Source organism: Agrobacterium genomosp. 2 str. CFBP 5494 (assembly GCF_900013495.1).
Taxonomy (GTDB): Bacteria; Pseudomonadota; Alphaproteobacteria; order Rhizobiales; family Rhizobiaceae; genus Agrobacterium; species Agrobacterium pusense.
On sequence record NZ_LT009718.1, the window covers coordinates 1260617 to 1279064 of the forward strand.

The 18448-nt window shown below is 60.2% G+C and carries 22 protein-coding genes; 15 read left to right on the forward strand and 7 right to left on the reverse strand.

Going from position 1 to position 18448, the window contains the following annotated elements; genetic code table 11:
• Positions 1–91 precede the first annotated feature (91 nt).
• A complete protein-coding gene (msrB, locus tag AGR2A_RS06050; protein WP_004440632.1) occupies positions 92–499 on the reverse strand; it encodes a peptide-methionine (R)-S-oxide reductase MsrB in 408 nt (135 codons plus the stop codon).
• Between the two features lie 207 nt (positions 500–706).
• Between msrB and AGR2A_RS06055 the strand changes: the two genes are divergently transcribed.
• From AGR2A_RS06055 to AGR2A_RS06100, 10 genes are all read left to right on the forward strand, one after another.
• Entirely contained in the window at positions 707–3073 is a 2367-nt protein-coding gene (locus AGR2A_RS06055; RefSeq protein WP_004440634.1) for a putative monovalent cation/H+ antiporter subunit A, read from the forward strand.
• Positions 3070–3489 (forward strand): Na(+)/H(+) antiporter subunit B, encoded by a 420-nt coding sequence (locus AGR2A_RS06060; protein ID WP_004440637.1) that lies wholly within the window; start codon positions 3070–3072, stop codon positions 3487–3489. Before AGR2A_RS06055 ends, AGR2A_RS06060 begins: the two co-directional genes overlap by 4 nt.
• Positions 3489–3866, forward strand: coding sequence for a Na+/H+ antiporter subunit C (locus AGR2A_RS06065; protein ID WP_022555831.1), 378 nt, complete (start codon positions 3489–3491; stop codon positions 3864–3866). The genes AGR2A_RS06060 and AGR2A_RS06065 overlap by 1 nt, the downstream gene beginning before the upstream one ends.
• A 19-nt stretch (positions 3867–3885) precedes the next feature.
• Entirely contained in the window at positions 3886–5451 is a 1566-nt protein-coding gene (locus AGR2A_RS06070; RefSeq protein WP_072494163.1) for a Na+/H+ antiporter subunit D, read from the forward strand.
• Complete coding sequence (locus AGR2A_RS06075) at positions 5448–5927, forward strand: Na+/H+ antiporter subunit E (protein WP_035210819.1); 480 nt, start codon at positions 5448–5450, stop codon at positions 5925–5927. Before AGR2A_RS06070 ends, AGR2A_RS06075 begins: the two co-directional genes overlap by 4 nt.
• Positions 5924–6310, forward strand: coding sequence for a cation:proton antiporter (locus AGR2A_RS06080; protein ID WP_006700067.1), 387 nt, complete (start codon positions 5924–5926; stop codon positions 6308–6310). The genes AGR2A_RS06075 and AGR2A_RS06080 overlap by 4 nt, the downstream gene beginning before the upstream one ends.
• Complete coding sequence (gene mnhG, locus AGR2A_RS06085; RefSeq protein WP_004440653.1) at positions 6310–6639, forward strand: monovalent cation/H(+) antiporter subunit G; 330 nt, start codon at positions 6310–6312, stop codon at positions 6637–6639. Before AGR2A_RS06080 ends, mnhG begins: the two co-directional genes overlap by 1 nt.
• 432 nt (positions 6640–7071) lie before the next feature.
• Positions 7072–7500: a MucR family transcriptional regulator Ros gene (gene ros, locus AGR2A_RS06090; protein WP_004440665.1), complete on the forward strand. Its 429-nt coding sequence runs from the start codon at positions 7072–7074 to the stop codon at positions 7498–7500.
• 480 nt (positions 7501–7980) lie between these two features.
• Positions 7981–8403, forward strand: a complete 423-nt coding sequence (locus tag AGR2A_RS06095) for a helix-turn-helix domain-containing protein (RefSeq protein ID WP_006700068.1) — start codon at positions 7981–7983, stop codon at positions 8401–8403.
• A complete protein-coding gene (locus tag AGR2A_RS06100) occupies positions 8396–9223 on the forward strand; it encodes a DUF6456 domain-containing protein (protein ID WP_072494164.1) in 828 nt (275 codons plus the stop codon). The genes AGR2A_RS06095 and AGR2A_RS06100 overlap by 8 nt, the downstream gene beginning before the upstream one ends.
• 3 nt (positions 9224–9226) lie before the next feature.
• Here the strand turns inward: AGR2A_RS06100 and AGR2A_RS06105 are convergent, their stop codons facing one another.
• Together AGR2A_RS06105 and AGR2A_RS06110 are read right to left on the reverse strand one after the other, a co-directional pair.
• The gene (locus AGR2A_RS06105) at positions 9227–9643 is read right to left on the reverse strand and encodes a SufE family protein (RefSeq protein WP_072494165.1); all 417 of its coding nucleotides are present in this window, start codon (positions 9641–9643) and stop codon (positions 9227–9229) included.
• Between the two features lie 179 nt (positions 9644–9822).
• Positions 9823–10248, reverse strand: coding sequence for a DUF5330 domain-containing protein (locus AGR2A_RS06110; RefSeq protein ID WP_004440675.1), 426 nt, complete (start codon positions 10246–10248; stop codon positions 9823–9825).
• Positions 10249–10735: 487 nt separating this feature from the next.
• Here AGR2A_RS06110 and AGR2A_RS06115 point away from each other — a divergent pair, with 487 nt between their 5' ends.
• From AGR2A_RS06115 to AGR2A_RS06125, 3 genes are all read left to right on the forward strand, one after another.
• The gene (locus tag AGR2A_RS06115; protein WP_006700070.1) at positions 10736–12268 is read left to right on the forward strand and encodes a sensor histidine kinase; all 1533 of its coding nucleotides are present in this window, start codon (positions 10736–10738) and stop codon (positions 12266–12268) included.
• A complete protein-coding gene (locus tag AGR2A_RS06120; RefSeq protein WP_022555835.1) occupies positions 12240–13142 on the forward strand; it encodes a peptidoglycan-binding domain-containing protein in 903 nt (300 codons plus the stop codon). The genes AGR2A_RS06115 and AGR2A_RS06120 overlap by 29 nt, the downstream gene beginning before the upstream one ends.
• 274 nt (positions 13143–13416) lie before the next feature.
• Complete coding sequence (locus tag AGR2A_RS06125) at positions 13417–13773, forward strand: DUF1491 family protein (RefSeq protein ID WP_045532458.1); 357 nt, start codon at positions 13417–13419, stop codon at positions 13771–13773.
• A 73-nt stretch (positions 13774–13846) separates the two neighbouring features.
• Here the strand turns inward: AGR2A_RS06125 and AGR2A_RS06130 are convergent, their stop codons facing one another.
• On the reverse strand, positions 13847–14782 hold the full coding sequence (locus AGR2A_RS06130; protein ID WP_234800385.1) for a DUF2336 domain-containing protein: 936 nt from the start codon (positions 14780–14782) through the stop codon (positions 13847–13849).
• A gap of 552 nt (positions 14783–15334) precedes the next feature.
• Between AGR2A_RS06130 and AGR2A_RS06135 the strand changes: the two genes are divergently transcribed.
• Complete coding sequence (locus AGR2A_RS06135) at positions 15335–15523, forward strand: hypothetical protein (protein ID WP_004440680.1); 189 nt, start codon at positions 15335–15337, stop codon at positions 15521–15523.
• 20 nt (positions 15524–15543) lie between these two features.
• Here the strand turns inward: AGR2A_RS06135 and AGR2A_RS06140 are convergent, their stop codons facing one another.
• The 3 genes from AGR2A_RS06140 to AGR2A_RS06150 form a co-directional block, all read right to left on the reverse strand.
• A complete protein-coding gene (locus tag AGR2A_RS06140) occupies positions 15544–16092 on the reverse strand; it encodes a DUF1254 domain-containing protein (protein WP_072494166.1) in 549 nt (182 codons plus the stop codon).
• Positions 16085–16672, reverse strand: coding sequence for a DUF1214 domain-containing protein (locus tag AGR2A_RS06145; protein ID WP_004440683.1), 588 nt, complete (start codon positions 16670–16672; stop codon positions 16085–16087). Before AGR2A_RS06145 ends, AGR2A_RS06140 begins: the two co-directional genes overlap by 8 nt.
• 110 nt (positions 16673–16782) lie before the next feature.
• Positions 16783–17391, reverse strand: coding sequence for a LysE/ArgO family amino acid transporter (locus tag AGR2A_RS06150; RefSeq protein WP_072494167.1), 609 nt, complete (start codon positions 17389–17391; stop codon positions 16783–16785).
• A gap of 103 nt (positions 17392–17494) precedes the next feature.
• On the opposite strand from AGR2A_RS06150, the gene AGR2A_RS06155 reads away from it, so the two are divergent.
• Positions 17495–18394, forward strand: coding sequence for a LysR family transcriptional regulator ArgP (locus tag AGR2A_RS06155; protein ID WP_006700074.1), 900 nt, complete (start codon positions 17495–17497; stop codon positions 18392–18394).
• Positions 18395–18448 lie beyond the last annotated feature (54 nt).

The window sequence follows — 18448 nt, forward strand, 5'->3', positions numbered from 1 at the left end:
GCAAGCTCTCCGAATATCGCTAACGTAGCCCCCTCATCCGACCCTTCGGGCCACCTTCTCCCCGCCGGGGAGAAGAAATACGCGGCATGGCTCAGACCGGCTCGAACACCATCGAATGGCCGTTGATGCAATAACGCAGACCGGTGGGCGGCGGGCCATCGGGGAAGACGTGGCCGAGATGACCGCCGCAATTGGCGCAGCGGATTTCAGTGCGCACCATGCCATGGCTGGCGTCGCGATGTTCCGTCACTGCGCCGGGCTTCACCGGTTCGAAATAGCTTGGCCAGCCGCAGCCGGCGTCGAATTTCGTGTCGGAGAGGAACAGCGGCTCGTCGCACGCCGCACAGCGGTAGAGGCCTTTTTGGAATGTGTCCCAATAGGGCCCGGTAAAGGCGCGCTCGGTGCCGTGCTCGCGCAGGATGCGATATTGCTCCGGCGTCAGCTGCTCACGCCATTCGGCGTCGGTCTTCTTCACTTTTGGGGATGTCAGATCGCTCATGGAATGATCCTTTCTGTTCATGCCTCAGATAATCATCGCCATGGCGGATTGAAAGAGGACATATCCCATAACGACTCCGTTATGAAACGGGACCGGGAGTCGATTTGGGTTGAGAAGGCATTGCGTATGCCTTAACTGAAAAATCCGATTTGAAACAAGAACGCCGGCCATGGCGCGCAGGGGTGGGGGACACCCCGGGAGATATGAATGACGTCCGATGTCACGCCGATGACATTTCTGTCGCTATTTCTGCCGTTTCTCGCGGCGCTCGCCGCACCGGCGCTGGTGAAGAGATTCGGGCACAATGCCGCCTGGATACTGGCGATTGCGCCGGCGCTTTCCTTTGTCCATTTCGCACTGATGTTGCCGCAGGTGGCGGCTGGCGGCGTGGTGACGGGCGGTTATGCCTGGGTCCCAAGTTTCAATCTCAGCTTTTCCTGGTTCATCGACGGCCTGTCGCTCACCTTTGCGCTGCTGATCACCGGCATCGGCCTGCTGATCGTGCTTTATGCCGGCGGCTACATGAAGGGGCATCCGCAGCAGGGCCGATTCCTGTCTTTCCTGCTGCTGTTCATGGGCGCGATGCTGGGCGTCGTCGTCTCGGACAGTCTGCTGATGCTGTTCGTCTACTGGGAGCTGACCTCCATCACCTCCTTCCTGCTGATCGGTTTCGACCATGAACGTGCCGCCTCGCGCCGCGCCGCATTGCAGGCACTGGTGGTGACCGGCGGCGGCGGACTGCTGCTGCTTGCCGGGCTGATCTTCATCTGGGACATGAGCGGGATGACGCAGCTGTCGATGCTGGTGCGCAGCGGCGATATCCTGCGTGACAGCCCGTTTTATCTGGCCGCGCTGCTGCTGGTGCTCGGCGGTGCCTTCACCAAATCGGCGCAGTTTCCCTTTCATTTCTGGCTGCCCAACGCCATGGAGGCGCCTACCCCCGTTTCGGCCTATCTGCATTCCGCGACCATGGTGAAGGCCGGCGTCTATCTGCTGATGCGGCTTAATCCGGTTCTGGGCGATACCGCCGCCTGGCAGATACTGCTGCCCTTCTTCGGCGGGCTGACCATGCTCACCGGCGCGCTGCTTGCCATACGCCAGACCGATCTCAAGCTGATGCTCGCCTATACCACGGTGTCGTCGCTCGGCCTGCTGGTCATGCTGACGGGTTTCGGCTCCGACCATGCCATCGAGGCGGCGGTGCTCTATCTGGTGGCGCATTCCCTGTTCAAGGGCGCACTGTTCATGGTCGCCGGTATCATCGACCATGAGACCGGCACACGCGACGTGACGAAGCTTGGCGGCCTGCGAAGAGCCATGCCCGTCACCTTTGCGGCGGCGCTGGCGGCCGCGATTTCCATGGCCGGCCTGCCGCCCTTCTTTGGTTTTCTTGCCAAGGAAGAGATTTATTATGCGCTCGCGCATGGCAATCCGCGTGCCGTGCTGTTCACCGGCATTGCCATTCTCGGCAACGGGCTGATGTTTGCCGTCGCCTTTGCAGTGGCGTTGAAACCCTTTCTCGGCAAGCCGGTAAAGACCCCGAAACATGCACATGAAGGCCCGCTGCTGCTCTGGCTTGGCCCGGCGCTTCTGGCGCTGAAGGGGCTCACCATCGCTCTGTTCTCCGGCATCGCGCATTTCTACATCTCGACACCCATGGCAAGCGCCATTGCCGGTGAGGCGCGACCGGTGGAAATCTCGCTCATTCCGCATATCGGCGTGCCGCTCGGCCTGTCGCTGCTCACCATCGCACTCGGCATCGTCCTTTATACGCAGCTTTCCGCTGTCCGTGGCCTGATCGACCGCACCTTCAGGGCGCTGGGGGCAGGGCCGGACCGAGGCTTTGACGTCTTCATCGAAATGCTGGTGAAAATGTCGTTCCACATCACCCGGCTGATCCAGCCGGGCCGTCTCGAATTTTACGTTACCGCCACTTTCGCTGTCATCGCCGCCGTGCTGCTCGTGCCGCTGTTTCTTTATGGCGAATTGCCGTCCATGCCGTCATGGCCGCGGGATGCGCCGATCCATGAACTGACCTTCATCGCCATTGCCGTGGCAGGGCTCATCGCTGTGCTGACGGCGTCGAGCCGCCTGACGGCGATCATCGCGCTCGGCATCCAGGGCTTCGCGGTGGCAGTCATCTTCCTGCTGTTCGGCGCCCCGGACCTGTCCTTCACGCAGTTCATGGTGGAAACGCTGTCCGTCGTCATATTGACGCTGGTGATGACCCGGTTGCGCCTGTCGCCATCCGACCATCGCGGCCTTGGCCAGAAGCTCTTGGACAGCAGCATTGCAATCGCCTGCGGGACTGGCTTTGCGCTTTACCTGATGCGCGCGACGCAGGTGAGCTTCGACAATCGCCTGACCGATTTCTACAACAGCTATTCCAAGGTCATCGCCCATGGAGCGAACGTCGTCAACGTCATCATCGTCGATTTCCGCGGCACGGATACGCTGGGAGAAATCGCTGTCGTGATGATAACGGGCCTTGCCATCCTGGCGCTGATCCGTATCCGCCCTGCCGCGGTCAAGGAGCCGGCGAAAAGGTTCAAAAAGAAGGGAGCGCGGGCATGAACACGCTTATTCTGCGCACCGTGGCGCCCGTCGTCACCAGCCTGATGGTGCTGTTTTCCATCTTCGTCCTGCTGCGCGGCCATAACGAGCCGGGCGGCGGCTTCATCGGCGGCCTGATCGCGGTCTCGGCGCTGGCGATCTACGGCATCGCCTATGGCGTGGCGGCGGTGCGGCGCGCAATCTTCTTTCACCCGCTGGCGATTGCCGGGGCAGGGCTCCTGCTTTCGATGCTCTCCGGCCTCGTTTCCATTGTCGCCGGCGTGCCCTTCATGACCGGGCTTTGGGTCTATCCGAACCTCTTCGGCGTCGAACTGGCGCTCTCCACCGTCATGTCCTTCGATATCGGTGTCTATCTGGTCGTGGTCGGTGCCATCACATCCATTGCGCTGGCGCTGGAAGAAAGGGAAAGCGACTGATGGAAGCGATCTTCTCCATTCTCGTCGGCGTCTTCTTCTCGGTCGCGATCTACCTCATGCTGTCACGTCACAGCATCCGCGTGCTGCTGGGCATCGCCATTCTCGGCAATGCGGTCAACCTGCTGCTCTTCACGGCGGGGCGGCTCACCCGGGAGGTGCCGCCGATCATTCCGGCGGGCATGGACACGCTGCCCGCAGGGGCTGCCAATCCGCTGCCGCAGGCGCTCATCCTGACGGCGATCGTGATTTCCTTTTCATTCTTCTGTTTCCTGCTGGTCCTGACATGGCGCGCGTTTCAGGAGTTGCAGACCGACGATACCGATGAAATGCGCACCGCAGAACCGGCAGGCGAGCCCCTGCCGCCGCTCGGTTATTGAGCGGCGAGGCTGAAACGACATGGCTTCATCCCCCACCTCCGCTGTTACCGATCTTTCCGCCGCGCTCGTCATGGCGCCCGTGCCGCTGCCGGACTGGCTGATCATTCTTCCGATCGCGCTGTGCATCGGCGCGGGCGCGGTGCTGATGATGATGCGCCACGCCATTCGCTACCATGCGCCGGTCGCCATCGCCGCGCTGGCCCTCCTCGTGGTTCTCGATGCCGCGCTCTTATGGAAGGTTGCCACGCAGGGGCCGTTCACCATGGTCATGGGCCGCTGGCTGCCGCCCTTCGGCATCGCCTTCACGGCCGATCTCACCGGCGCGTTGCTGTCACTCGCGGCCGCCATCGTCGCGCTGGCCGGCGCCATTCACGCCGGCAGCGATATTGACGCCAGCGGCAGACGTTACGGCTTCTATCCCTTCCTGATGCTGCTGATGGCCGGCGTTACCGGCGCGTTCCTGACCGGAGACATCTTCAACCTCTATGTCTGGTTCGAAGTGCTGCTGATCTCGTCCTTCGGCCTCATCGTGCTCGGCTCGACGCGGGAGCAGATCGACGGCGCGTTGAAATATGCCGTCCTGAACCTCATCGGCACGACGCTTTTCCTGATCACGGTGGGTTATCTCTACGCCATCTTCGGCACGCTCAACATGGCCGATATCGCGTTGAAGGCAAACGGACTGCGCGAAACCGCGCCGCTGATGACGCTTGCCAGCCTCTTCACGCTTGCCTTCGCCATGAAGGCGGCGGCTTTTCCGGTGAATTTCTGGCTTCCCGCTTCCTATCACACGCCGCGCATCGTCGTCTCCGCCCTGTTCGGTGGACTGCTCACCAAGGTCGGCATCTATTCGCTGCTGCGCGTCATGGTCATGCTGTTCCCGGTCGAGCGGGAGGAACTCAGCATCGTCATCGCCGCTTCCGCCGCGCTGACAATGTTGCTCGGCGCCATGGGTGCGCTCGCCCAGAACGATATTCGCCGGATGCTCGGTTATATCGTCATATCCGGCATCGGCTACATGATGGCGGGCATCGCCATCGGCACGCCGTCAGGCGTCTCAGGCGCGATCTTCTACGCGCTGCATTCCATGGTGCTGATGACGGCGCTCTACGTTGCCGCAGGCCACGCCGCCCGTCTCGGCGGCGGTTTCAGCCTCACGGTGCTTGGCGGCCTTTACCGGCAGGCTCCGTGGTTTTCGGCGCTTGCGCTCGCGCTGTTTTTCGCCGGTTCCGGCCTGCCGCCCTTTTCCGGCTTCTGGCCGAAGGCGGTCCTGGTCAAATCGGCGATCGATATCGGCGCATGGTGGCTGGCCGCCGCCATTCTCCTCTCCGGTTTCATCGCCACCATCGCCTTCGGACGCGTCTTCCTTCTGTGTTTCTGGCGTCCGGCGGCAAAGCCATTGCCGCAACCCTCCTTGCCCGCCGCGGCGCCCTCCGTCGCGCCGCTGGTCGCGCTGACGCTGCTGGTCGTGTTCTTCGGCCTGTTTCCCGAAAGCCTGCTTGATCTCAGCCAGGATGCCGCAGCCGGGCTCGGGAACCCGCAAGCCTATATTCATTCGGTCTTTCCAGAAGGAGGCAAGCCATGAGCCTCTATGTCGTGCAACTGCTGTTCGTGGCGGTATGGCTTGCGGTAACGGGCAGCCTGACGCTGGCAAACATCATCTTCGCCCTCATCGTCTCCACGCTGGCGCTCTGGCTTATCCGCCACCAGCTTCCCGGCGGGCGCAATCACTGGCTGCGTCTTGGCCGCGTGTTGTCGCTGGTGCTGTTGTTCTTCAAGGAGCTTGCGCTTTCCGCCTGGAAGGTTGCCGTGATGGTGACACGCCCGAAACTGGACGTTCAACCCGGCATTTTTGCCTATCCGCTGACCGTAACCACGGATTTCGAAATCACGCTGCTCGCCAATCTCATCACGCTCACGCCCGGCACGCTTTCCGTCGATGTTTCCCCTGACAGAAAGATGCTCTACGTGCACGCAATCGATTGCAGCGATATCGAAACCGCAAAAAACGACATTAAGAACGGCTTCGAAAAGAAGATCATGGAGGCGTTTCAGCAATGACGCCGGAACAGATAGTTTCATTTGCAAATATACTTGCGCTGGTTGTTCTCTCGGTGGCCTTTTTGCTGACAGTCTACCGCGTTGTCGTTGGTCCCACCTTGCCGGACCGTATCGTCGCGCTGGACATGCTGGTGGGCATCGCCATCGGCTTCATTGCGGTCATTGCCATCCGCACCGGCTTCAATCTCTATGTCGACATTGCCATTGCCCTCGGGCTCGTCGGTTTTCTGGCCACGGTGGCGTTCGCGCGGTTCGTGCTGTCGCGCGGACCGGATGGCGGGCGCGGCCCGAAAGGGGTTCTGGATGGCGCACGCCGGTCTGAATTCGCTGAGAACCCCTCGAAAATTCAGGTGAATAGCGGAAAAGAAAAGGGAAGGCGGTAATGGGTTGGATCGTTGCTATCCTGGTTGCGGCGCTGATGATCTCGGGTGCCGCCTTTTCACTGATCGCCGCAATCGGGCTCAATCGCCTGCCTGATGTTTACACCCGCATGCATGCCGCATCCAAGGCGGGGACGGTCGGCTCCGGCCTGCTGCTTCTGGCGGTGGGCATCCACTCTATGGATATATCGACGCTGGCTCGGGCGCTCGCCGGTTTCTTCTTTTTCGTTCTGACGGCGCCGGTTTCCGCGCATCTTCTTGCAATGGCTGCGCACAAGGCAGGTTATCCGCTTTCCGTTAAATCGGTAGTTGATGACCTCAAGAAAATTTGAAGTTGAATTACCCCCTAATAATAGGGGGTGCGCGTTTTCAATTACTACTAGGCATAGTATTTTATTACCCGTAATTTTTTGTATTCCGATTAGACTGTTTTGAACTAAAAAATTCACAGCAGGAATTTGACTTTTGCTGTTTTGCTGTTATCCAAATTAAGTGTAAAGTTGCTAATCGCGATTTGCATCTAGCCTCTTCATAGTCGGCATAGGCATTTTATTAATGTCTAATCTACGGGTCTCAGGACCATTGCTGCCCATGTCGCGGGTCATAAGTTGAATCTCGGACCAATACGTTTCCGGTTTTCGCTTGAAATCTAGGGGTAGATTTCACGTTGGTTTCAACAGGGCGAAGGTGGGGGCACCGGTAACTTCACATCGCTCGATGCGGCGTTCGCCCGCGTCAGGGGATCACTAACAGGAGATACTTAAATGACGGAAACTGCATACGGTAACGCCCAGGATCTGCTGGTCGAACTGACGGCGGATATTGTGGCTGCCTATGTTAGCAACCACGTCGTCCCGGTAACGGAGCTTCCCGGCCTTATTTCGGATGTTCACACGGCGCTCAGCGGAACGTCCGCGCCGGCATCGGTAGCGGTCAATGTTGAAAAGCAGAAGCCGGCCGTCTCTGTCCGCAAGTCGGTTCAGGACGATCATATCGTCTGTTTGGAATGCGGCGGCTCCTTCAAGTCGCTCAAGCGCCATCTCACGACGCATCACAGCATGACGCCGGAAGAATACCGCGAAAAATGGGACCTGCAGGTCGATTATCCAATGGTCGCGCCCGCCTATGCCGAAGCCCGCTCGCGGCTCGCCAAGGAAATGGGTCTCGGTCAGCGCCGCAAGGCCAACCGCTGATTTTCGAAGACAGTCCGGCTTGCAGTGAAAGCCGGAAGTCGCAAGTTAATACGGCCGGTCCTTAGACCGGCCGATTTTGTTTTCGGGATTGAAGACCACGCCTTGGCGTGCCGTTCCCCGGGAACGAAGCCGAGCATCATAAGGCCGCCATCAACGTCGTATCCGCGCCGTGAGAAACAACCCTTTCGCGATAGGGAACCTTATTGCGCTGCACGCCGGATGCTACGCGGCGAAAGCCTGCGGGCGCCGCTGCTAGCCATCATCCAGTCTCCAGGGAAAATCATCACCGGCCAGCCAGCGTGGAGATCGGCTTTTTATCGTCTCGCGCAATATCGGATGAGGAAAAAAATCCTCAATTACGTCCATCACTTTCGAGAAAATCAAGGCATGTCAATGGCCTGAACTCCATCGCAAAATTTGCGCTTCCCCTGGCTTCTCCTCAGGTGTATGAATTAATTCCTATTTGTAGAGGAGTTGCATATGCCGTCGGATACCGTGTTTCTGTCTGCTGCCGCGCGGCCTTGCCTGCGGGTGCGTGATCGTCCCATTCGTTCGTGGCCGTCTGCGGGCGGGCGGGATGACATTTCCCGTCTTTGCCGTCTGGTGCGGCAACTCACCGGGGAGATGGTGCGATTGACGGGTGAGCGAACGCCGGTGCGCCGCGACATCAGGCGCATGGAGTGCCACGTCCGCCAGATCGCCATGTATGTGTGCCATGTGCAGCTCGGCATTCCCATGTCGGATATCGGACCCTGCTTCGGCCGGGACAGGACGACGGTCGGCCATGCCTGCCAGGTGGTCGAGGACCGACGGGACGAACCGGCATTTGACGAGTTTGTCGCCACGCTCGAGCGGCTTACCGGCAGTATCGTCAACGTGATGACAGGGGGCCGGGATGACTGAGACGAAACCTATGCCGGCTGCCTCCTCCGATCCTCATCTATTGCGGCTGCTGCGGTGCATCGCCGCCGGCGCAGCCGAGATGTCCCCGGAGGGGGGCGATATTGTGCTGCGCCGGGGGCGGGCAGGGCATCCCGCGCTACGGCTTCCGGCCGCGACGGTGCGGCTTGCCGTTTCGTCCGGGCTGGTCGAGCTGCGGGAAAACACCCTTCATGCGGCGCCGCCGCTCGCCTCCTACCTGAAACGCGCAATGACAAAAGACCGCGACGAGATTTTTCAGGAGCAGCATCGGGATATGCAGACGGTTGTCGTGGATATCGGCGATGCGAAGCAGTCGGCCAGACGTAACCTCAACACCTCGCAGCTGATCAGCCTTTCAAGGCTGAAGGAGCGCGACGGCGCGGCATTCTTTCCACCGGATGCGCTGGAGGCGGGGGAGCGGCTGGCCGCCGATTTTCATCGCGGCCACCTCAATCCCAGGGTGACGGCGACATGGGAACCCAGAACGGCGAGCCGCACAAAGGGTGAGGCGGGAGGCGCGCTCGAACTCACCGAGGCAGCAATGGCCGCAAGAACACGGTTTTCCCGCGCAGCCGAGGCGATGGGGCCTGAATTATCCGGCGTGGCTATCGATATCTGCTGTTTCGAAAAGGGACTGGAGACGGTGGAACGCGAGAGGCAATGGCCAGCGCGTTCGGCAAAATTGCTGCTGCGTGCCGCATTGCTGGCGCTGGCCCGCCACTACGCGCCGACTGCAACCCGTGCAGGCGGGAAAGAACACCATTGGGGCGATGCTGATTATCGCCCATCGATGACGCGATAAATCTCAGGCGGTAAGCAGCCGGGCTTCCTCGCGGATACGCTTGATCATCGAGCGCAGGCCGTTGGCGCGCTGCGACGACAGATGTTCCACGAGCCCTATTTTGTCGAATACCTCGATCGCGTCGAGACCGGCGATTTCGGAGGCCCTTTTGCCGGAATAGACCGCAAGCACGATGGCGACGAGGCCGCGCACGATATGCGCATCCGAATCACCCTCGAAGGTCAGGAGAGGGTCTTCGGCGCCGTCGCTATAGCTGACGAGCCAGACCTGGCTGGCGCACCCCTGAACCTTGTTTTCAGCCGTGCGCTTGTCTTCCGGCAGATCGGGCAGCGCCTTGCCGAGTTCGATGACATAACGATAGCGATCCTCCCAGTCATCGAGGAAAGCGAAGTCGTCAAGGATCGTTTCGAGAGAGGCCATTTGTGCGCCGTATCATCCGTTATTGCAGGTCTTCGTCACGATATAGGTGAAGTGCGGTCGGTTTTGAACCATAGCCCACGAAAAAGCCCACGGAAAACAGGTTCCGTGGGCAAGTTTGGCAGGCAGTGGCGGAAGGAAATCTCCATCCGCAATAAAGGCGGGCGCGGTGGCCGGCAGGATCAGGGAGCAGGGCGCTTCTGCGGCAGGGGAATGACGGTGCCGGTCTTCAGCATGTCGGCATCTGCGGGAAACTCGACGCTGACAACGGGTGCCGCTGCAAGCTTTTCGGCTTCTGCCGCAACGTCGGCAACATCGGCGGGCTTGTCCCCGGAGGCAAGCTGCTTGTCCAGCAGTTCATAGGCAACCTTTGCCCCTTCCTTTGCCCTTTCGCCCAGCGCATGGAAGGTTTCGGCGCCCTTGATGCAGACATCGGGCTTTTCGATGCAGATGGCGCTGACATAACGATAGGCCTCGCCGGCAGCCGAAACGGCGCTGGGAATATCGAAGGCCGAAGGTTCCTTGGCCGGATCGTTGCTGCTGCCGAAATAGGACAGCGCCACCAGTACCAGCGAAAACCAGAATGTTCCTTTGATCAGAAACCACATTGTCAGACACCCTGCCAGATGATCTTTGTTTTCGAAAGCCCCGCCCGGTTTCGGGTCATCGGCCTTTGTCCCGTTTTTCGGGCTTGTGAACAACCTACAGACGACCGGCGAACAGCCGATTGCAAAAAGCGGCGCAATTTAATTCAAATTGTATCTATTTTCCTCGGATCGGGACGGCGGCCATCAATTCACTCGCATTTTAACGGTCCATGTTAAGCATAATTGCGACAGAGGCCGCGCGTTCCGGGCGAAAGCGGCGAAAAGCTCTGCCGCAAAAGTTAACGCGATGGCAAAAATGAAGCGAAATCCGTCGCTTACCCGTCATTAACCATGATTGGCAAAGCTTCCTGGAAATGCCCCGTAATGGGACTGTCACGCATTTGACGGGCTTTTCAGCCCATTCTTTTTATCCATTCCTTAAGCCGCCGCCTTCTATTGTCGGAGCCGTTGGAACCGCCTTCAGGATTCGGGTTTGGTATTGCGTAATATGAGAGAAAAAGCGGTCGCACTGGTCGACCATGCAGCGGGCAGATGGCTTGCGCGCATGGAAGAGGACGCCGAAAGGCGCGCCGGGACCGTTGCGCGCCTGCGCTGGCTGATTGCCTTCAGCGCCGTCGGCCTTGTGGTTGTACCAGCCATTTTCAGCCTCGTCGTCAGCCCCGCCATCGCGCTGCCCATCGGTGCGGCCCTGGTGCTGGCGCTGTTTCTGGCCGCCGCCGCCCTGCTGATCGCCTTCTCCCATTCTGCGCACGGCGCATCCGCTCATTCGGTTTCCTCGGTGAACGACGATCTGATCGCGGCATCGCAGGTGCCGGGTCTGGTGCTTGTGATCGGTGAAACCGGCTTCGTCGAACACGTGTCCGGTCGCGATTGCGCGGCATTCCCGGCCGACCTTCAAGCCAGCAAAGGACATATCCTCGTTGAATATGTCTATGTCTCCGATCGTATCGAACTGATGCAGGCTTTCGACGTCCTCCGGCAGGGTGAGGACAGGGCAACCGCCGAACTCCGCTTCGAGACCGGTGCGAAATCGCGTCAGGCGCAATTCATGCACGCCCGTATCGAGATGACCGCCATTCGCGGCGCGACAGGTCGCCTGCGCCGCATCGTCGCCCAGCTCACCGATATTACCGAGATGGAGCGTCTGCGCCGCGATGTCGCCCGCAAGGCAGCCGAGGCGGAATCCGCCAATGACGCCAAGTCGCGCTTCCTCGCTGCCGTCAGCCATGAACTGCGCACGCCGCTCAATGCCGTCCTCGGTTTCTCCGATATTCTCGCCGGCGAATATTTCGGACGGCTGGAGAACGACCGTCAGCGGGAATATGTCGGCCTCATCCGCCAGTCTGGCGCCCATCTTCTGTCCGTCGTCAACACAATGCTCGATATGAGCAAGCTGGAAGCCGGCCGTTACGAGCTGATGATGGAAAGCTTCCCGATTGCGGAAACCATCTCGTCCTGCGAAGCGATGCTCGGCCTCCAGGCGAAAGAAAAGGGCCTGACCCTGACCAGCCGCATCCAGCGTGGCATCGGTGAAATCTCGGCCGATCAGCGCGCCATCCGTCAGGTTCTCATTAACCTCGCCGGCAATGCCATAAAATTCACCGATGCCGGTGGTGTGGTATCGATCGACGCTGCGCGCGAAGGCGCAATGCTGAAATTGACGGTGAGCGACACCGGCATCGGCATCGCGTCTGACAAGATTGAACTGCTGGGCCAGCCCTTCATGCAGGTACAGAATGAATATACCCGTCGCTATGAAGGCACGGGTCTGGGATTGTCCCTGGTCAAGGGGCTCGTGGCTCTGCATGGCGGCACATTCGCCATCGCCAGCAAGCCCGGCGAGGGGACGGTCGTAACGATCACTTTGCCTGCCGATGGTTCCGGCATGGCGGGTGGCGGCGAAAGCGCTGACGCCGAAAGCATGGTGGAGTTCCCACCGCGCATTCGGCAGCTTGGCGACATGGCCGCGAAAATGAGAAAGGACGGTGACGATGGCCCCGCGAAAGCGAAAATCGCCTAAGAAAACAACGGCCCAGATTGGCGCCGGGATTGTTTCCTTGGTGGTTTCGGCCATCGGGCGCGAAATCCTGCGCCATCCGAAACTGGTGGGCGGCTGCGGTGCCTTCGCGGTCGTCTTCGGTTTTGTCGCCGCCAACGCGCTCTGGTACCAGCCTGGTGTGCACCCGTCGCCCTTCCTGCGCACGCGCGATGCGGAAAACCCGAACGGCATCGCCGGTTACCGCCCGGCCGAACCACTCGGCACTCATGGCAACGTCACCACATTCCGCATAGAGCGCCCGGCAGAAACGGAAACGGCACAGCAGCAGCCTGCGGCCGAAACGCCGGCGCAACCCGTCGCCGAAAGCCAGAAACCGCAACAGATCGTCGCCGACATTCAGGGCGAACTGAAGAAGCGCGGGCTTTATGAGGGCGAGGCGGACGGTCGCATGGGACCGAAGACGGCCGCCGCCATTATGTTCTTCGAAGAAACGCTCGGCATGGAACAGACCGGCGAGCCGACAAGCCGGGTGCTGGCGGCGCTCAGGATTGATGGCGCAACGGTTGCCGCGATCCCGAAGGACCGGCCTGCCGATAGCAGCGGCGGTGTCGAAATCGACCCCGTTGCCGCCGCCATTCGCAAGGCGGAAGCGCCGCATCCCAAGGCCGAACCGGTCTCCCTCAACAGCGCCGCGAAACCCGCAAGCCGCGATCTCATCGCCAAGATCCAGCAGGGGCTGATCAATATCGCCTATGCCGATGTGAAGGTGGACGGCGTGGCCGGCCAGCAGACCCGCAATGCCATCAGGGCGTTCGAAAAACACTACCGTCTGCCGGAAACCGGCGAGCCGAGTGAGGCCGTGCTGAAGAAGCTGAAGTCTATCGGGGCGCTTTGAGGCTTTGACAGCAGCGTGGGGCGTGTGTGGCTCTACCCCCCTCTGCCCTGCCGGGCATCTCCCCCTCAAGGGGGGAGATCGGCAGGAGGCGCTACCACCACTTCATTCGCAAGTGTTGAGATGGGGGAGACTTATCCGCTTGCCGATCTCCCCCCTTGAGGGGGAGATGCCCGGCAGGGCAGAGGGGGGGTAAAGCCACGCACACCTTCGTCAGCTTAAAAATCAACATCGAAACCCCACCCACCTAGGCAGCGCAAAAATCGAAAGCAAACCCATGCGCCTCAAATCCGAAATGTTCGTCTCAGCCCTCATCCGCCGCGTCTTCGCTGCCGGTGGATTTGCCGCTGTCGAAAAGAAGGGTGCGGAGGAGGCGGGCGCTATCTTCGTTCGCCAGCGGCTGCGTGACGGCCGCGAGAACCTCTATGGACCCGCCCCGCAAAGTTTCGCTGAGGACGAGGACATCATCCGCGCCGAGCGCCGTTTCGAAACGCGTCTGGCCGGTGTCGAGGGCGAGGAAAGTGCTGCCCTGCTGGAAAGGGAGCGGCGGTTCGACAGCGACCTGTGGGTCGTGGAGATCGAAACCGATGACATCGGAACGTTGCTGACGCTGGTGGATCAGCCCAAAGCCTAGAACCAGGGAAAGTGGAATCCGGTTCTCCATCCGCGAATGACCTCGCACTACTGAAGATGCAAGGCCAGCGCGCTTAACCCTGCGTCCCGGTTCTCTGCGCAGCCGGTGCGCTACGGCCCGGCCGCTCGCGGCCATGGGTGTAGCTGTCGGCGCGCCGCCAGCTTTCCAGCCGCTCTTCGCATTCCACGGTGTTGAGACGGTCAAGCAGGGCTTCCGCCCGGCTCATATCGCCTTCCGCGGCGGAAAGATGCGGATAGAAGCACTGCAAGACGAAGGCGGCCTCGGAAAATTCCATGCCGAGGCCGGTCAGCGTGGTGGCAAGCTGCGTGCCCGATATATCGAGCATGATGCGCTCCGACAGCCAGTAGCTGGAGGAGAGGGAATCTGCCAGCGCCACCGCGAACTGCCGCGCATTGCGTTCGCGGGCAAAACGTACCAGCAGCGCGTCCTGCACCTCGCTGAGGCGGCGAAGGCCGAGGACATCGCTTTCCGGGCGGTTGAGATGGCGCGCCATCTGCTTGATCCGCTGGCGCATTTCCTCTTCGAGCGCGGAAGCCGCGGCGATGTTGTCCGTCTTCACTTCCGCCTTCGGCGCTTCGATGCTCGCCGCTGCCGGCGGTTCAGTGGCAGGGGTTTCCTCTTGCGGTCGCTTGAGGTCCTCGATGTGCCGCAGGCCCACGAGCGCGTCGATGACGGTGGGGGAGAGATCCTCCCGCCGGACGATGGCGCGTGCGTGGGCGGCCCCTTGCGTGCGGGCAATGGTGATGAGCGTGTCGTCGTCGAGGCACTTCGAGGCAATGAGGAAAGGAGCCGCAAGCGAAATCGGCTGGCAGGCAATGAAGAAGGCAACCGCGGAAGGCACGTTCGGGTGCTGCGAAAGGGCGGCAATTGCCTCCCGCTTGGCTTCATCGGTGGAGGCATTAAAAAGCGGCATGAAAAGTTCGGCGAATTGCCGGAGATCCGTTTTTGACGGAAGGGGAACATTCTCGAAATTCGTCACGGTGGCCATCAGCACCACATCTTTCTTCCTCACGGCTCTTGGCCTCTCAAGTTCTCGAAACCGGTCGGTCAACGCACTACCCAACAAACGCAAACACAATATCGGTTCAATTTAGAGCAAATCCGTTGACGTCCTGTTAACTATGGGTGCCGCCAAGAAAGAAACCGCCAATATCAACAGGCAAATTTTAAAATCGTGTGGCGGGGAAAATGCCGCGGAACTTTGCGGCCTCGCCTTTGTTTTCAACGGGTGTGGCTCGGCAAAGGAGAAAACGCCACCCGGTCATTAGGGTTAACGGATCATTAACCTCTGTCTGTTTGTAATTTCATGGGCAGTATTAGGATTCCATGTTATTCTGAAATCCGGAATAAGAGCCGAACCGGCGTCTGATGCCTGAAGTCCGCATAGCCCAGCGTTAAAACCCGCGATGGTTTTCAGGGATATGCGAAAACCAGCCTGTGGGCTGGATTATGCGCAATGTGATGGTGATGAAATTCCCGACGCAAGACGAGGCTTGCGCGGTTCCCATGGGCAACATTGACTCCCGAAGAGGAGAAGAGCATGGCAGACATTATTCCACTTGTTGACGCCCGACGAAGCCTGCGTCCCGCAGGCGTGGTCAGCACGATGATCGGCCCCGCGAAAGTGGTTCTGTTCACTGGCGTTCGTTATGAGAAACGCGACAGCGAGCCGGCAGGCAAGGTTGCGCGCAAGGGCAAATCCGCACCGGAAACCGCCTTGAAATCCTGATTAATAAAAATAAGCCGCCGTTATTTCCACGGCGTCGGCTGGCACTTTGCCTCGTTCAGGAACCGTTCCGCCTCTTCGCCGAAACTCGGCTGCGGTACGAGGGTCCTCAAAACCACATATCCTTCCGTCTGATCCGATTCCGCCAGAATTGCCTGTGAAAGCGCGGGCGGTTGCGCCTTGCGAATGGCGGCGATCTGCACCGCATCTGCCACCAGAATATCCATGACGCCGGCGGCGGATGTGCGGTCATTCATGCTGAACACCTCGTTCGAGGCCTTGTCGTAAACCGCCACGGACCAGAAGGGCACGGCCCCGACGGCGGTCAGCCGGATCGGCTGTTCCTCAATATTGAAGGTGCATACGGCCACCCGCATGAAGGGATCGCCGCTGCCCAGCGTCTTTTTTTCCGTCGTTTCTTCAAGCAGATGGAACAGGTGCGGTTTTCCTTCCGCCACTGCCCGCGTATAGGCGTCGCGATTGCTGAAGTGCGGTATCGCCAGGAGAATGATGACGTGCAGCACGGCCGCGCCGACGAGACCGGTGACGATGGCGAGCAGGACCCTAAGCATTGCCACACCCCAGCTTGCGGATCTGCGGCATGGAAATGTCGATCAGGCCGGAACTGCCGGCCACAGGCGTGTCGAGCAGGGTCAGGACGAGCTTGAAGGTCTGTCCCTGAGGCACCGCGAGCCAGTTATAGGTCTGGGCATCCGGAGCAATGGTGATGTCTATGCCGCCATCGGCGCTGCGCAGAAGCGTGCGGGAATTGAGCGCAAATGGCCGTCCGGCATCCTCAGCCAGCACATTGCCCTGTTGATCGGCGGTGTAAAGCGTCCAGAAACGTGCTGGTGGCACAGCCCCGGCCAGCCGGTAGCGGCATTCGCCGCTCAGGCGCTGGCCCTCGCTGTCGACGGACGCGGTGAAGGCCAGCCCCTCCGCCGTTCCGTAAAGCAGCTTGCCGGCGTCAGCGCGGTGCGACTTGGCATAAGGATCGGCCTCGATCGTCTGCGCTTCCGGAAACGCGTCCCAGGAACCGATACGGATCGAACCGAAACCGGAGGTCGCTTCAAGCGCCGCGAGCGTTGCGGCAATACCGCCGCCAAAGGCGATCAGAAGGGCGATGCCGACAAGGAATGGAACTCGGAACACGCTGTTTTCCCGTTTATGAACAGGTCGAGGACTATCACTGATTCCCTGTTTGGAAAATGGCGCGGCTTGTTTAGTCCTCGTGAAAGTGACTGGAGCGCGAAATTCCTGGCCTATGCGCCCATGACGAGCTTGAAGGCGATGGCCCACATGGTGATGGCGATGAAGCCTTCGAGGATGCGCCAGGCGGAAGGTTTTTCGAAGATCGGTCGCAGCCAGCGCGCTCCGTAGCCCAGCGAAAAGAAGAACAGCAGCGAGCCGGTGGCCGCCCCTGCGGCAAAGGTCTTTTCAAAGCCGGGAAACTGCGTGGAAATCGTGCCGAGCAGCACGACCGTGTCGAGATAGACATGCGGATTGAGGAAGGTGAGGGCCAGGCAAATGGCCAGCGTCTGCCACAGGCTCGCTTCCCGTCGCTCGGCCACTGACAGCGCTTCCGACGAACGCAACGCCGAGTGCAGGCTTTTGGCACCATACCAGATGAGGAAGGCGGCGCCGGCATAACGCATGATGGGATCAAGCGCCGGCATGATGGCGCTGATCCGCTGGAAACCGAACACGCCGACGGTAATGAGCAGCGCATCCGATATCGCACAGGTGGCGCAGACGGCAAACACATGCGAGCGCGCCAGCCCCTGTTTCAGCACAAAGGCATTCTGCGCGCCAATTGCGACGATGAGACTGAGGCCCATGGTGAGGCCGGTAAAGAAGATCTGGATGTCCACGCCCGCTACCGCTCTTTGTCGAAATAATATGAAGCAGGGCTTGGATATTTCTCCATGACGGATTAATCAAATTAAACAATCTCAGTCAGAATAAGAGTTACTAATGTTGGACTATCCCGCGATGCGCGCTGCGGCGCTGGTTGTTCAGACCGGCAGCTTTGAAAAGGCGGCGCAGGCACTGCATGTCACGCCATCGGCCGTTTCCCAGCGTATCAAGCAACTGGAGGAGCGGCTGGGCGTGGTGTTGATCGTGCGCGGTAACCCCTGCGTTGCAACGGAAAAGGGTGAGTGGCTCTGCCGTCACATGGATCACGTCGGCATGCTGGAAAGCGAATTGTTCCGCCAGCTACCGGCCTTGGCGGAAGCGGGAGCGGCGCAGGAGCGGGTGACGCTCAACATCGCCACCAATGCCGACAGCCTGGGCACATGGTTTCTGGATGCGGTGTCGAAATTCACCGGTAGCAGCGATTATCTCGTTAATATCGCCGTCGACGATCAGGATCACACGGTGGAATGGCTGCGCGCGGGCAGGGTGCTCGCCGCCGTGACCGCCCATGACAAGCCGGTGCAGGGGTGCCGGGTAACGCCGCTCGGTGTACTCAGATATCACGCGACCGCCAGCCCGGATTTCATGACCCGCCATTTTGCCGAAGGAGTAACATCAGCGACGCTCGCCTGCGCGCCGGGCTTGACCTTCAACCAGAAGGACCGGCTGCAGGCGAGCTGGGTAAGGGAGGTGCTGGGTGAAGACATTGCCTACCCGACGCACTGGTTGCCTTCGACCGATGGATTTGTGAAGGCGAGCCTTGCCGGCATGGGCTGGGGGCTCAATCCGGTTCAATTGGTGGGGGAGCATTTGCAGGCAGGGCGGCTGATGGAGGTCGTTCCCGGCACGCCGCTCGATATCCCGCTCTATTGGCAGGTTAACCGGCTTGCGGCGGAAAGGCTGGCGGGGTTGACAGATATGGTGGTGGGGACGGCTAGGGCGACGTTGTTGGTGTGAGGCATCGCGGAGCGTGGAGCTTGCGGCTTACCCCCCTCTGTCTTGCCGATCTCC

Excerpts from the sequence above, each read along its gene's own strand:
- msrB (WP_004440632.1), bottom strand. The coding sequence starts at position 499 with ATGAGCGATCTGACATCCCCAAAAGTGAAGAAGACCGACGCCGAATGG.
- AGR2A_RS06055 (WP_004440634.1), top strand. The coding sequence starts at position 707 with ATGACGTCCGATGTCACGCCGATGACATTTCTGTCGCTATTTCTGCCG.
- AGR2A_RS06060 (WP_004440637.1), top strand. The coding sequence starts at position 3,070 with ATGAACACGCTTATTCTGCGCACCGTGGCGCCCGTCGTCACCAGCCTG.
- AGR2A_RS06065 (WP_022555831.1), top strand. The coding sequence starts at position 3,489 with ATGGAAGCGATCTTCTCCATTCTCGTCGGCGTCTTCTTCTCGGTCGCG.
- AGR2A_RS06070 (WP_072494163.1), top strand. The coding sequence starts at position 3,886 with ATGGCTTCATCCCCCACCTCCGCTGTTACCGATCTTTCCGCCGCGCTC.
- AGR2A_RS06075 (WP_035210819.1), top strand. The coding sequence starts at position 5,448 with ATGAGCCTCTATGTCGTGCAACTGCTGTTCGTGGCGGTATGGCTTGCG.
- AGR2A_RS06080 (WP_006700067.1), top strand. The coding sequence starts at position 5,924 with ATGACGCCGGAACAGATAGTTTCATTTGCAAATATACTTGCGCTGGTT.
- mnhG (WP_004440653.1), top strand. The coding sequence starts at position 6,310 with ATGGGTTGGATCGTTGCTATCCTGGTTGCGGCGCTGATGATCTCGGGT.
- ros (WP_004440665.1), top strand. The coding sequence starts at position 7,072 with ATGACGGAAACTGCATACGGTAACGCCCAGGATCTGCTGGTCGAACTG.
- AGR2A_RS06095 (WP_006700068.1), top strand. The coding sequence starts at position 7,981 with ATGCCGTCGGATACCGTGTTTCTGTCTGCTGCCGCGCGGCCTTGCCTG.
- AGR2A_RS06100 (WP_072494164.1), top strand. The coding sequence starts at position 8,396 with ATGACTGAGACGAAACCTATGCCGGCTGCCTCCTCCGATCCTCATCTA.
- AGR2A_RS06105 (WP_072494165.1), bottom strand. The coding sequence starts at position 9,643 with ATGGCCTCTCTCGAAACGATCCTTGACGACTTCGCTTTCCTCGATGAC.
- AGR2A_RS06110 (WP_004440675.1), bottom strand. The coding sequence starts at position 10,248 with ATGTGGTTTCTGATCAAAGGAACATTCTGGTTTTCGCTGGTACTGGTG.
- AGR2A_RS06115 (WP_006700070.1), top strand. The coding sequence starts at position 10,736 with ATGAGAGAAAAAGCGGTCGCACTGGTCGACCATGCAGCGGGCAGATGG.
- AGR2A_RS06120 (WP_022555835.1), top strand. The coding sequence starts at position 12,240 with ATGGCCCCGCGAAAGCGAAAATCGCCTAAGAAAACAACGGCCCAGATT.
- AGR2A_RS06125 (WP_045532458.1), top strand. The coding sequence starts at position 13,417 with ATGCGCCTCAAATCCGAAATGTTCGTCTCAGCCCTCATCCGCCGCGTC.
- AGR2A_RS06130 (WP_234800385.1), bottom strand. The coding sequence starts at position 14,782 with ATGGCCACCGTGACGAATTTCGAGAATGTTCCCCTTCCGTCAAAAACG.
- AGR2A_RS06135 (WP_004440680.1), top strand. The coding sequence starts at position 15,335 with ATGGCAGACATTATTCCACTTGTTGACGCCCGACGAAGCCTGCGTCCC.
- AGR2A_RS06140 (WP_072494166.1), bottom strand. The coding sequence starts at position 16,092 with ATGCTTAGGGTCCTGCTCGCCATCGTCACCGGTCTCGTCGGCGCGGCC.
- AGR2A_RS06155 (WP_006700074.1), top strand. The coding sequence starts at position 17,495 with ATGTTGGACTATCCCGCGATGCGCGCTGCGGCGCTGGTTGTTCAGACC.